Source organism: Clostridium tunisiense TJ (genome assembly GCF_000300195.1).
Classification (GTDB): Bacteria; Bacillota; Clostridia; order Clostridiales; family Clostridiaceae; genus Clostridium_J; species Clostridium_J tunisiense.
In genome coordinates this window covers 447596-461648 of the sequence record NZ_AMQH01000002.1, presented here as the reverse complement: position 1 = coordinate 461648, position 14053 = coordinate 447596, and the positions used below count along the sequence as shown (strand labels likewise).

Sequence of the window (14053 nt, the reverse complement as noted above, 5' to 3'; positions counted from 1 at the left end):
GGATAGCCACTTTCACTGCAGAAATCTTTCTTAAAGATGGGTAAAGTGAGACAAAAGATAAAAATGTTTTGTGAAGCTAAAGCTTTAAAACGTATTATATAATATAGGTTAAAAACGGAGGAATAGATGTGGACGTAAATGAAAAGGTAATTCAAATATTTAATTATTTACATAGCGTGAAAAATGGTAATGATAAAAAACCATTAAATATAGATGCATACGAAGAAGTTTTTTATGAAAACAAAATAAGAAACTTAGAAGGTGTCAATATTGTCAATAGTGAGGATAGTGATAGTTGGATTGAAATATCCAAGGATGCAAAGGAGATTTATGGAAAGTTTTCTAAACTGCTTTTAAATCTTCAAAAAAATAGCGAAAGCATGGAAATAATTTATGGACATGGTTTGCTTGTAGGGAAGTTTGGTAACGATTTGGTGGTTCATCCCGTATTCACTACAAAGATGGATTTAGTGTTTAATGAAAAGAAATCCAAATTTATATTAAAGCCTTATAACAATGTAACTAATATAGAATTAGATATGCTATCTAACTTAGAATACAAAGATATAAACTCTAAAAATGGTACAACCCAATTAAGTAATTATAACTTTTCCTTAGAAAATCTCGTAAGAACTTCTGATAAGGTAAGAATCATGGGAATCAACCCAAGACAAGAGGAAGAAATTAAGAAAGGGATTGAGGAGATTACCTCAGCTCTTAACTTGAATACAGAAAGTGAATATTTTTCTGTACAATCTCTTCTTGATCTGGAAGGTGAAGGCGGAGTAAACATATATAATGAACCAGTAATTGTCTTTAGAAGAATGGATACTAGACTTTGGAATGTTGAACTAACTTCTATGATAGATGAATTGGAAAAGGGCTTTACCATACCAAAGACTATAGAAGCTTTAATTACTGAAGAGGAGGTAAAGGTTTCACAGGAAGAAAAAGATAGATGGAAAGATATTGGAGAGGACCTTCTGTTTCCATTACCTTATAACGAAGAGCAGAAGGAAATAGTAAAAAGACTTAGTGAAAACTTTGGAGTTGTGGTTCAAGGTCCACCAGGGACGGGAAAGAGTCACACTATAGTAAATTTAATAAGCCATCTTTTAGCACATGGAAAAAGGGTTCTTGTTACTAGCCAAACAGACAGGGCTTTAAAAGTGCTAAGCGATAAAATACCTGAGGAAATAAGGTCTCTTTGCATGAGTATACTTGGAGATGACTCAAGAGCTATGGACAGCTTAGATGAGGCAGTAAGAAAAATTACAGAAAACCTTTCTTTAGATAGTGGAACTTTGAAGAAGCAATATAAAGAATTAAAATATAAGCTAGCTCAATGTGAGGAAAATCAACAAAAGCTTTTAAATGACCTAAAAGAAGTTTACACCTTAGAAAACTCTAAAGTTAATTACCTTGGAAATAGTTATTATGTAGCTGAAATGTCTAAGTTTCTTAAAGCAAACAGAGAATCACACTCATTTATTGAGGATACAATAGGTTTGGAGCAAGAGACGTTCTTAACTAATCAGGAGTTTAAAAGATTTTTAGAGTTAAAGTCTATTCACTCAAGAGAACACTTGAACCTTTATGAAAGTATTGGTGACTTTACAAATAAGCTGCCGGATATGGACAAGTTAACTTCTAATATGAAAGCATATAAAAACATGATTGATAAGATATATATACATAGAGTTAATGTTAACGGTTGGAATAGCAGTGAAAATACCACTTATACCAATACAAATCTTCTTAATATTATTGAAGAAGCTATTAAGTTTTTCACCCAATATGAGGGAACTGTAATGGAAACTCTTTTTAATAGTATCTATCAAAATGAAGAAAGAAAGATGTATTGGCAAAGTTTTATTGCATCTATAAAACAGGAGTCGGAGAAAATTTATAGTATTAAAGCTAATATAAATAAATATAGGATTACACTCCCAGAAGGCATAGATTTAATGAAGCTAAAAAGGGATTTTCAAGTGATTCATAATACGTTAGGGACTAAAGGTAAAATAGGATCAATCTTTAAGTTTATGCATAAGGACTTGAATTATATTCTAAAGGACATATTAATCGATGGTGAAAGTATTAATTCTCTTGAACAGAGTAATATAATAAAAAATTACCTGGAAATCATAAACTTAGAAAAAACAATGAAAAATTATTATAATTCATCGGTGAAGGAATTTGGAGGACGAATTATAACAGTGGTAGATTCAAACTATCTAAGTATTATTGAAGAGTTTACCAATGACATAGAAAATATCCTTAGCTTCGAGGAGAATTACAAAAATAAGGTTCTGAAGCTTTTAAAAATGAAAAAAATTAATAAAGAGTTAAACTTTTTCATTAAGGAAACCTATGAATATTTGAAAAGTGTAATAGTGAGTTTAAATACCATAAAGGAATTTGAGGAATACGAGGAAGAACTACAAAGGGTAAAAGGCGCTCTTATAAAATATCCTGTATTTGCAGAGTTTTGCGGAAAGATTAAGGAATTAAATATAGATTATGTAAAACAATATTATAATAATGTAAATTATATTTTAAGCCATAGTAGCGAACTATCAGAATTGCTTACTTTAAGAAATAAGCTTATAGAGATATGTCCTAAATTTGCAGATACAGCAATGAGTTTAAGCCACAGAGAGTTAATGAAATATGATTATGAGGATTTTGAAGGTGCAATAAAGTATGCAGTCTTTAATAGTTATATACAAAACATACTGGGAATAGATGTAATGGCAATGGAAAAACTCTTACATGAGGAGAAAATAAGAGAAAAGCAGCTAGTAAGGGAAACAATATCAAAGAAGGCTTGGTATAACCAAATACAAAGGACAACTGAGTCACAAAAAAGAAGCTTGTTTACATGGATGGAGGCAATAAAAAGAATTGGAAAGGGTACCGGAGCCCAAGCCATTAAGTATAGAAAGCTTGCTCAAAAGGAAATGGAAAATTGTAAGGATGTAATCCCCGTTTGGATTATGCCTATCAATAGAGTACTTGAGAATCTAAAACCGAAGGAAAACCTGTTTGATGTAGTTATTGTGGATGAAAGTAGTCAAAGTGATATATCAGCCTTAACGGTACTGATGAGAGCGGAAAGAGCTGTAATTGTAGGAGATGAAAAGCAAATTAGTCCAGAAGCTATAGGAAAAAATGGTGATAGCGTTGAGGAACTTATAAACTTACACCTTAAGGGAATTCCACATAGTCAGTGGTTTGATTTAAAGACTAGTCTTTATAATACAGCTCTAAGAGTTTTCCCAAATAGGTTAGTACTGAAAGAGCATTTTAGATCTTTAGAGGACATAATAGGGTTTAGCAACAATTTGTGTTATTCTAAAGAAATAGTTCCTTTAAGGTGTTCTTTAAGCAAGAGCTCATTAACACCAATTAATACTGTAAAAGTTGAAGAGGGTTTTAGAGATTCAAATAAACCTATAAATATCAAAGAAGCTTATGAAATTGTAGAAACTATAAAGCAATGTTGTGAAAATCCTTTATATGATGGCATGACCATGGGAGTAATTTCTCTTCTTGGGGAGAATCAAGCAGAGGTAATACAAAATATGCTTATAGATAAAATAGGTATGGAGGAGATTGTAAGAAGAAATATTGTTTGCGGAGATGCCTACTCTTTCCAAGGAGATGAAAGGGATGTTATGTTTCTTTCTATGGTAGTGGGAAATAATATAAGATTTGCAGCTCTATCCAAAGATTCAGATGAAAGACGATTTAATGTTGCTGCTAGTAGAGCAAAAAATCAAATGTGGCTTTTCCATTCTGTTGAATTGGAAGATTTAAATCCTAAGTGCGTAAGAAGGGAACTTCTACATTATATGAAAAACTATAAGGAAAACAAGTGTCTTGAAGATAATGGGACAAGGGATTTGATATTATCTTCCTTTGAAGAAGATGTTTACGAGGAGTTAAATAAAGAAGGCTTACAGGTTGTGAAGCAACTTAAAATAAACAAATATACTATAGACTTTGTAATTGGTGAAGAACAAAAATTAGCTATAAAATGTATAGGCAAAAACAATTATAGGCCTTATAGCTATGAAGAAGAGTTAGTTTCTGAACAGACCTTAGAGAGGGCGGGGTGGAAATTCTTAAAGATTAGAAGTAGTGAGTTTTACTGGAATAGGGAAAAGATTATTAAAACAATAAGAGATTTAAAGTTAGTTTAAGGTAAGTTACGGGAATTTAATCAGTAAAAATGGGAGCTGTGCTAGCCTGCTTCCATTTTTGTTTTTCAAATAGTTTTTTAGGGGAAGTTCATTCTGCGTTTGAACTAAAGGTGTTATTTCTTCGTAATATAAAAGTGCTTTATATTACTAATTTTTAAAATGTTAAATAATGTACAAGGAGAGTAAATAAGGAAACAAGGTTGTATATAACTATTGTTTTATAATTAAAACTATATTATATTATATAGAGAAATATATGTTACTATGGATAAAAAGATAGTTTATTTTATAGGGACAAATCGAATTGTGTTGTTGAAAACTGTATATCGTTACAATAAACTTAAATTGCAATAAAATAGGGAGTGGTTATTATAAAAAGATTTTTAGATTTTTTTATTAGCTTAGTTTCAATTATAATATTAAGTCCCCTAATGGTGTTGGTAGCTATATTAGTAAAACTAACTTCTAAAGGGCCAGTTTTGTTTAGGCAAAGAAGAGTTGGGAAAAATAACAAAGAGTTTTGGATATTAAAATATCGTTCAATGAGAACAGATACGCCTAATGTAGCAACTCACTTATTAAATGATCCAAATAAGTTTATTACACCAATTGGTCGTTTCTTGAGAAAGACTAGTCTCGACGAACTACCACAATTAATTAACATACTAAAAGGTGAAATGGCTATTGTTGGACCAAGACCAGCTTTATTTAATCAAGAGGATTTAAATGAAGCTAGAACAAAGCTAGGAGTTCATAAGGTTTTACCAGGTTTAACCGGGTGGGCACAAATCAATGGAAGAGATGAATTATCTACAGAAGAAAAAGTCAAATTTGATAAAGAATACTTAGATAATCAATCCTTACTTTTTGATATAAAAATTGTATTTCTTACAGTAATAAAGGTTCTTAAAAATGAAGGTGTTGTTGAAGGAAGTAATCCAAATCAAAACCCTACAAAATAAGGAGAGATAAGCATGAAAATACTCATAACAGGGGTTTATGGTATTGTAGGAAGCGAGCTTTTAAAAGAATTAGAAGAAAATCATGAAATTTTAGGTATTGGAAAAAGAGAAAAGTATGACTCCTGCTCACACTATATACAATGTGATTTATCTAATGCTGAGGAATTAGAAAAGATATTTTCTCAGAATAGAGATATTGAAGCAATTGTTCACTGTGCTGCTCTTGCTCATAATAAAGGTAATGACTTATCATACAATAAATTTGAAGAAGTAAACTACGGTGGAACTGTAAACTTGGTAGATTTAAGCAACAAGTACCTAAACTTAAAAAAATTCATATTCTTAAGCACAATTTCAGTTTATGGAGAAGAGTTAAATAAAACTGTTTATTTAGAAGACGATAAATGCAACCCCAAGTCTCCTTATGCTGTAACAAAAAGAATGGCAGAGGAATATATACAGGAAAGCTTAAAAGCAGATTATAGTATATTAAGGTTATGTCCTGTGTATACAAAGGAGTTTACTTTAAACATTGACAGAAGAACCAAGGTTAAAAATATGTACTATATGGTATCAGGTGGAAAGTTTAAGCTTAGTTTGTGCAATGTTAAGAATATAAGAATTTTAACGAAAGTTTTACTGGAAAATTTAAATGTTGGTAAGTGCCAAGTTTACAATGTATCAGATAGCAAAGTTTATACCTATAAAGATATAATAGATGTGGTTGCTAAGGGTACAGCTATAAATGTACCGAAGATTTTCTTGAAGACTCTGTTTATAGCAAATAAGTTCATAAAATCTCAGTTTATTCATGAGAATACAATTAAACTGATGAGCGACAATATTTATTCTTCTGAGAAGGCAAATTCTCTAGTAGGATTAAAATATAGAATAACGGATGTGGATTAAATAATGAAAATACTTGTGATAACTCAATATTTCTGGCCAGAAGACTTTAGAATAAATGATATATGTAGGGGATTGAAGGAGAAAGGGCATGAGGTTGAAGTATTGACAGGATTACCTAACTATCCTCAAGGAGAGTATTATAAAGGATACTCTTGGTTTAAGCCAAGAACTGAATATTATGATGGAATGAAAGTCATGAGAGTTCCTCTCGTTCCTAGGGGGAAAGATAATGCTATAATGTTAGGGTTAAACTATATTTCCTTTGTTATCACCAGTTTCTTTCATTTGCCAAGAGTGCTTGGCAAAGACTATGATAGAATATTTGTGTTTCAGGTATCTCCAATAACAACAGCAATACCTGCAATACTATTAAAATGGTTTAGGAAAATTCCAATTTCAATATACATACAAGATTTATGGCCAGAGACTTTTTACTCAATTATAAATATCAATAATAGAACCTTTAGAAAAATTGCAAAGAGGTTTTGCATAACAGTGTATAATGCCTTTCATCAATTATACATAGCATCTCAGGGTTATGAAGAAAAATTGGTTGAACAAGGAATTGATGCAAATAAAATTATATACTTACCTCAATGGGCAGAAGACTATTATTCTAACTCAGTTCAGGATAAACTTGAAGATGAAGGTTTAGGTAACAGCTTTGTAGTTACTTTTGCAGGAAACATTGGTAAGGCTCAAGGGGTTGATACCATAATAGAAGCAGCTAATCTTGCAAAAGACAAAACGGAAATAAAATGGGTGATTCTAGGCGACGGCAGTGAATTTGAAAACATAAAGGCAAAGGTTAAAGAGTACAAACTTGAGGAAAATGTAATTCTACTTGGAAGAAAGCCATCCACTGAGATGCCCAAATACTTTAAATCATCACAGGGGTTAATAGTAACCCTAAAGGATGAGGATATATTTAAGTTAACGTTACCAGCTAAGGTTCAATCTTATATGGCAGCAGGAAAACCAATATTAGGAGCTATTAATGGTGAGGGCATGAAGGTTATCCGAAAAAGCAACTGTGGTTTAGCTGGTCCAGCTGAAGACTATAAAAGCTTGTATGAAAATGTTTTAAGGTTATATAATATGACACCTGAGCAACGAGAAGCCTTGGGTAGAAATGGGAAAGAATATTTTTTAAACAATTACACAAGGGAATTGTTACTAGAGAAATTAGAAAATTCCCTTAAAAATATTAAATACTAATTGGAGGACAACATGATGAAAGTATTAGTTACTGGGTCTAACGGATTTATTGGTAAAAATCTTGTTGCCAAGTTAGAGGAACTTAAAATCTATGAAATTGTCACTTATGATATTAATAACACCCTTGAGGAATTAAACAAAGCTGTTCTAGAAGCGGAATTTATTTTTCACTTAGCTGGAGTCAATAGACCAACGGATATAAATGAGTTTTATAGTGGAAATTCAGGGTTAACAGGGGACATAGTTAGATTATTAGAAAAAAATAAGAAGAATACTCCAATGCTTATAACTTCATCTATTCAGGCAGAGTTAGATAATGATTATGGTAAAAGCAAGAAAATGGCTGAGGAAGTTTTAGCAACCTACGGAAATAAAAATAATGCACCAGTGTACATTTTTAGACTTCAAAATGTATTTGGAAAATGGTGTAGACCAAACTATAACTCAGCAGTAGCAACCTTCTGTCATAACATAGCTAATGAGTTAGAGGTTTGGGTTGCTGATGAAAGCAGAGAAGTAAACCTTGTGTATATAGACGATGTTGTTGAAGCCTTTGTTAGCGCATTAAGTGAAGAAAGCAGAGATGTTAACAAACAATATTATGAAGTAAAGGTTACTTACAGGAAAACCTTAGGGGAGATTGTTAGTTTAATAAACTCTTTCAAGAAAAATAGAGAAACCTTAAGAGTTCCGAACATGGTAGATGAGTTTGCTAAGAAATTATATAGTACTTATTTAAGTTACTTACCAGAAGGTAGTTTTAGTTATCCTTTAAAAATGAACATCGATAATAGAGGGTCCTTCACTGAATTCTTAAAGAGTGATGATAGGGGCCAAGTATCCATTAATATATCTAAGCCAGGAATAACTAAAGGAAACCACTGGCATCACAGCAAGAATGAAAAATTCTTAGTTGTTAGTGGAGAGGGTGTAATTAAATTTAGAAAAGTTGGTAGTGAGGAAGTTACGGAGTATAAGGTTAGTGGAAGTAAGTTGGAAGTCGTAGATATTCCAGTAGGATATACTCATAACATCATAAATACTGGTGATACTGATATGGTAACAGTTATGTGGGTAAATGAAGTATTTAATCCAGAAAAACCAGACACTATATTCTTGGAGGTGTAAAAAATGAAAAAAATGAAGGTAATGACTATAGTAGGAACAAGACCTGAAATAATAAGATTATCAGAAGTTATAAAAGCTTGTGATAGATACTTTGATCATGTACTAGTACATACAGGACAAAACTGGGACTATAATTTAAATGACATATTTTTTGAGGAATTAGGTTTAAGAAAACCAGATCATTTCTTAGGGGTTGTTGGAAGTGACCTTGGTGAAACTATGGGAAATATCATAGCAGCATCATACAAAATATTAAAACAAGAACAGCCAGATGCTCTTTTAATCTTGGGTGATACTAATAGCTGTTTAAGCGCAGTAGCTGCTAAAAGACTTAAAGTGCCTATTTTCCACATGGAAGCGGGAAATAGATGCTTCGATCAAAATGTTCCAGAAGAAATTAATAGAAAAATCGTTGACCATGTTAGTGATATTAACTTACCATATACGGAGCATAGCAGAAGATACCTGCTAAGTGAAGGTATTAGAAAAGAGCATATTTTTGTTACTGGCTCACCGATGCAAGAAGTATTAACTAAAAATATGGATAAAATAATGGAATCTAATGTTCTTAGTAAATTAGGATTAGAAAAAGATAACTATATTCTTGTAAGTGCACATAGAGAAGAAAACATAGATAATGATAAGAGTTTATTCTCACTAGTTGATGCTTTAAATAAAGTAGCAGAAATGTATAATATGCCAATTATTTATTCAACTCATCCAAGAAGCTGGAAGAGGATAGAAGAAAAAAACATTAAGTTTAATCCACTAGTAAGACAATTAAAGCCTTTTGGTTTTTTAGACTATAACAAACTTCAAATGAATTCCTTTTGTGTTCTATCTGACAGCGGAACTTTAAGTGAAGAATCAGCAATGCTTGGGTTCCCAGGGGTTCTTATTAGAACAAGTACGGAAAGACCAGAGGTTTTAGATAAAGGGTCTGTAGTTGTAGGTGGAATTACTACTGAGGATATAGTTCAATCCATACAACTATCAAGGGATATGAAAGAAAATGATGAAGAAGTACTTTTAGCAACAGATTATAGAGATACCAATGTATCTGTTAAGGTTGTAAAAATAATTCAGAGTTACACTAAAATAATTAATGATGTAGTATGGAATAAAAATTAAATTATATTTAAATTTTATAAAAACAGAAGTGAGATTATACCATCTCACTTCTATTTTTATTAGAAAAATTTCTGTAATATTCGGTGAAATGTTACAAATACAACCAAATGTAGCTATATATACAGATATTTTTAATGAATAATAGCTTTAAACTTATGTTTATATGTGATAAAATTATCTGTAGATTTTAAATTTTGATTTAGTAGAGTGTAATATGGGTATCATACAAAAGAAAGATAATTGGACTTTACGAAAAATAGGTGAGTTATATATTTTTGAATTTTGTTAATTATATGGCTTTAATTAGTTTATATTATATTTATTTAAAGGGTAAGGAAGGACTAATTATGTTTTATTTAAAGGAATTAGTAGTATACAAGTATAACATAGGTCATAATTTCTTTAGTTCTTAATTGATTTATATTTGCTTTAAATGTTCGAGGAGGATTAAAAATTTATGATAAATAAGAGTAAGACTTTATTATTTGTAGCAACAGATATAATACTAATATATCTATCTTATATCTTTTCCTATTATTTCAGGTTTTATGACCAACCAATATTAGTAGACAAGTTAAATAATTTACTTAAAATATTACCCATCATAATAGTCATATACTTAATCAGTTTTTCAATATTTAAAATGTATAAGAGTTTATGGACAATTGCGGGAACTGAAGAATTTCTTATGGGGGTAGTAGGTTGTTATGCGGCAACAATAGCAAATATATTTATTATATATATAACCTATGAACCAGCAAACAGAATAACCTGGGAAATAAATATACTTGCAGGTGTATTTGTTATGATATTAAGTTTGGGCTTTAGAATGATTTTTAGAATCTATGGAAGAATTTCTTTTAGATTTAGTAGAATAGATAAAGAGGCTTTCAAAAATGTAATGATTATTGGAGCAGGAACTGCTGGGGCTATGGTTATAAAGGAAATGAAAACCCACCCAAGTATGAAGTACAATCCAATAGTATTAATTGACGATAATAAAGACAAAAAGAATACCATGCTAGCTGGGGTTAAAGTCTTTGGCGGTAGAAATGATATTAAACGATTAGTAGAAGAGAAAAAAATAGATATAATAGTTTTGGCAATACCTAGCATGAATACAAAAGAAAAAACTGAAATTATAAAATTATGTAGTGAAACTAGAGCTAAGGTTAAGACAATGCCAGGTGTGTATGAACTTATTGGAGGAAATGTTACTCTTAGTCAGTTAAGAGATGTAGATGAGGCTGATTTACTAGGAAGAGACCCAATAATTCTTGATCATAAAGGTATCTCTGATTATCTTACGGGAAAAAGAGTCCTTGTCACTGGTGGAGGAGGGTCCATAGGGTCAGAATTGTGCAGGCAAATAGCTAACTTTAATCCAGAAGAACTAATGATACTAGATATATACGAGAATAATGCCTACGACTTACAGAATGAACTTTTAAGGAAGTTTCCACAGCTGAACTTAAGAGTGTTTATAGCATCTGTGAGAGATAGAAAAAGAATAGAGAGTATTTTCAAAACTTACAAACCGGAAGTTATATTCCATGCGGCAGCCCATAAGCATGTACCGTTAATGGAAGACAATCCGACAGAGGCAATTAAAAATAATGTATTTGGAACACTTAACATAGCAGAATGTGCAGATCAATACCAGGTAAAGAAATTTGTGCTTATTTCTACGGATAAAGCTGTAAACCCAACAAATATTATGGGAGCTACAAAAAGGGTATGTGAAATGATTATTCAAGCTATGGATAAAATAAGTGATACAGAATATGTAGCAGTAAGGTTTGGAAATGTATTAGGAAGCAATGGATCTGTAATCCCACTTTTCAAGAAACAAATTGCAGAGGGTGGTCCGGTAACCGTAACACATAAAAACATTACAAGATACTTTATGTTGATTCCTGAGGCTGCACAGTTAGTCCTTCAAGCTGGTGCTTATGCACAGGGGGGAGAAATATTTGTACTTGATATGGGTAAACCGGTTAAGATTTATGATCTTGCATGTGATTTAATTAAACTATCAGGATACACTCCTGATAAGGATATAAAAATTGAGATTACAGGCTTAAGGCCAGGAGAAAAGCTATATGAAGAACTCTTAATGGCAGAAGAGGGACTACAAAAAACAGGGCATGATAAGATATTTGTTGGGCAACCTACATTTAGTGATATAAATAATTTAAAAGAAAAATTCTGTGAACTAGGACTTCTTATAAGAGAAGAAAACTCTGCAGCCATAAAGGATAAAGTGGAGGAAATTGTTCCAACTTACAAAAGAAGTAAGCATGAAAAGGTAGCAGTTACATCCATTAGTCATGAAGATAAAAAATAATTATTTGAGGTGAAGAATTATGTTTAAAGATAAGGTTTTACTAATTACTGGAGGTACAGGTTCCTTTGGAAATACAGTATTAAAGCGATTTTTGAATACGGATATTAAAGAAATAAGAATATTTAGTAGAGATGAAAAAAAACAAGACGATATGAGGAATTCTTTAAAGAATGATAAGGTAAAGTATTTCATTGGAGATGTAAGAGACTATAATAGCATTAACTATGCAATGAAGGGTGTAGACTACGTATTTCATGCTGCAGCGTTAAAGCAGGTTCCTTCATGTGAGTTTTACCCGATGGAAGCTGTAAGAACAAATATTGTAGGCTCTGAGAATGTATTTAATTCTGCACTAGCAAATGGAGTAAAGAAGGTAATTTTACTAAGTACAGATAAGGCAGTTTACCCAGTGAATGCTATGGGTATGTCAAAGGCAGTGGCAGAAAAGGTTATGATATCAAAAGCAAGGATGGCAGAAGAAGGAGAAACAATATTCTGTGCTACTAGATACGGTAATGTTATGGCTTCTAGGGGATCTGTTATTCCACTATTCATAAGTCAATTAAAAGAAGGAAGCGAGCTAACACTTACAGATCCATCAATGACAAGATTTTTAATGTCTTTAGAAGAATCAGTTGATTTAGTTTTACATGCATTTCAATACGGTGAGCAAGGGGATGTATTTGTACAAAAATCTCCTGCAAGCACTGTTGAACAATTAGCTATAGCTGTTAAGGAATTATTTAATTCAGATGTGAAATTAAAAATAATAGGAACAAGACATGGAGAAAAGAAATACGAGACTCTGCTTTCTAAAGAAGAAATGGTGAAAGCAGAAGACATGGGAAAATACTTTAGAGTACCAGCAGATAATAGAGATCTTAATTACTCTAAATACTTTACAGAAGGAAATGCGGAAATTCAACATTTAGATGAGTATAACTCTGATAATACACATCAAGTAACAATGGAAGAATTGAAAGAGATGATGTTAAAATTACCTTATGTAAAAAAGGAATTAGCCAGTCATAACAGCAAAAAAAATGCTTTAGATGAAGTAGCAAATGAATTAGTTTAGAATATAGCATAAAATAAGTTAAGCTTAAAGTCTTTAAAGTTTTATACTTTTGTACAGAAATGTGGTATAAATATAAGGGGCTTTAAGTTTAATTTATATTAATCACAATATAACAGTGAATTTTTTCCATTGGAGGGATTATAGTGAACTCAGAAAATACAGACTTAAGAGCTTTACAAGAGATAATGCTTAACATAATGCAGGAGATAGACAAGCTGTGTAGGGAGAATAATATTAATTATTGGTTAGATTCGGGAACTTTATTAGGCGCTGTGAGACATGATGGATTTATTCCATGGGATGATGATGTGGACCTAGCTATGATGAGAGAGGATTATGATAAATTTATTGCTATAGCTAAAGAAAAACTGCCTAAAAACTTATTTTTACAAACTCCTGACAGTGATAAATATACTCAAAACCCTTGGATTAAAGTAAAAGATAGAAATAGCATACTGGTATCAAACAATAATGAAAAAGGTCATATTGGAGTATTTGTTGACATATTCCCCATGGATTTTTATGAACATAAAGGAAGAAAAAGTATATATAAGAGAATTATAAATAACTTAATTGTTAGCTTTTGGCTCAAAAAAGCACCTTTTACTAAGCCATTCATAAAGAATCTTGGTAAAAATTTGTACAAGTTGTTTTGTAAAATAGTATTTTCTTTATTATTTTTTATAAACTATGAGTGGTTAGTGCAATTTTCGGGAAAACTACAAAAGAAATCTAACAGCAAAAATGAAGCTAAGGACTATATAGATTTTGGAGTAGAAGTACCTTTTGATATTAAATTAAAGGAAGAACATGTTTTTCCTTTAAAGGAACTTGAATTTGAAGAGAAGAAATTTTTAGTTCCTAACGATTATGATAATTATCTAAAGAAATTATATGGCGATTACATGACATTGCCACCTGAAGATAAAAGAGTACCATCTCATTCTATAGAGATAAAAACTAATTTAACTACTGAAGAATATAGTGAGTTAAATAATTTGTACATGTAGAAAATAATTTATAAGATTATGTTTTAAACTAAGCAATATAGTTAGGTATATTTAATAAGTAG

At 31.2% G+C, this 14053-nt stretch carries 9 protein-coding genes; all 9 read left to right on the top strand.

Annotated features, from left to right (window positions below; translation table 11 throughout):
• Positions 1-128: 128 nt before the first annotated feature.
• The 9 genes from C661_RS0102130 (at position 129) to C661_RS21100 (ending at position 13991) form a co-directional block, all read left to right on the top strand.
• Complete coding sequence (locus C661_RS0102130; protein ID WP_017413647.1) at positions 129-4208, top strand: AAA domain-containing protein; 4080 nt, start codon at positions 129-131, stop codon at positions 4206-4208.
• A gap of 362 nt (positions 4209-4570) precedes the next feature.
• Positions 4571-5170, top strand: coding sequence for a sugar transferase (locus tag C661_RS0102125; RefSeq protein WP_017413646.1), 600 nt, complete (start codon positions 4571-4573; stop codon positions 5168-5170).
• A gap of 12 nt (positions 5171-5182) precedes the next feature.
• Positions 5183-6079: an NAD-dependent epimerase/dehydratase family protein gene (locus tag C661_RS0102120; protein ID WP_017413645.1), complete on the top strand. Its 897-nt coding sequence runs from the start codon at positions 5183-5185 to the stop codon at positions 6077-6079.
• 3 nt (positions 6080-6082) lie between these two features.
• A complete protein-coding gene (locus tag C661_RS0102115) occupies positions 6083-7297 on the top strand; it encodes a glycosyltransferase family 4 protein (RefSeq protein ID WP_017413644.1) in 1215 nt (404 codons plus the stop codon).
• A 12-nt stretch (positions 7298-7309) separates the two neighbouring features.
• Positions 7310-8425: a polysaccharide biosynthesis C-terminal domain-containing protein gene (locus tag C661_RS0102110; protein WP_341349151.1), complete on the top strand. Its 1116-nt coding sequence runs from the start codon at positions 7310-7312 to the stop codon at positions 8423-8425.
• Between the two features lie 3 nt (positions 8426-8428).
• The gene (wecB, locus tag C661_RS0102105) at positions 8429-9556 is read left to right on the top strand and encodes a non-hydrolyzing UDP-N-acetylglucosamine 2-epimerase (RefSeq protein ID WP_017413642.1); all 1128 of its coding nucleotides are present in this window, start codon (positions 8429-8431) and stop codon (positions 9554-9556) included.
• Between the two features lie 457 nt (positions 9557-10013).
• Complete coding sequence (locus C661_RS0102100) at positions 10014-11903, top strand: polysaccharide biosynthesis protein (RefSeq protein ID WP_017413641.1); 1890 nt, start codon at positions 10014-10016, stop codon at positions 11901-11903.
• Between the two features lie 19 nt (positions 11904-11922).
• A complete protein-coding gene (locus C661_RS21105) occupies positions 11923-12981 on the top strand; it encodes a polysaccharide biosynthesis protein (protein ID WP_017413640.1) in 1059 nt (352 codons plus the stop codon).
• Between the two features lie 143 nt (positions 12982-13124).
• Complete coding sequence (locus tag C661_RS21100; protein WP_017413639.1) at positions 13125-13991, top strand: LicD family protein; 867 nt, start codon at positions 13125-13127, stop codon at positions 13989-13991.
• The last annotated feature ends 62 nt before the right edge of the window (positions 13992-14053 follow it).

Bases quoted from the DNA above. Each gene is read 5' to 3' on its own strand.
- C661_RS0102120 (WP_017413645.1), top strand. From the start codon at position 5,183: ATGAAAATACTCATAACAGGGGTTTATGGTATTGTAGGAAGCGAGCTT.
- C661_RS0102115 (WP_017413644.1), top strand. From the start codon at position 6,083: ATGAAAATACTTGTGATAACTCAATATTTCTGGCCAGAAGACTTTAGA.
- C661_RS0102110 (WP_341349151.1), top strand. From the start codon at position 7,310: ATGATGAAAGTATTAGTTACTGGGTCTAACGGATTTATTGGTAAAAAT.
- wecB (WP_017413642.1), top strand. From the start codon at position 8,429: ATGAAAAAAATGAAGGTAATGACTATAGTAGGAACAAGACCTGAAATA.
- C661_RS0102100 (WP_017413641.1), top strand. From the start codon at position 10,014: ATGATAAATAAGAGTAAGACTTTATTATTTGTAGCAACAGATATAATA.
- C661_RS21105 (WP_017413640.1), top strand. From the start codon at position 11,923: ATGTTTAAAGATAAGGTTTTACTAATTACTGGAGGTACAGGTTCCTTT.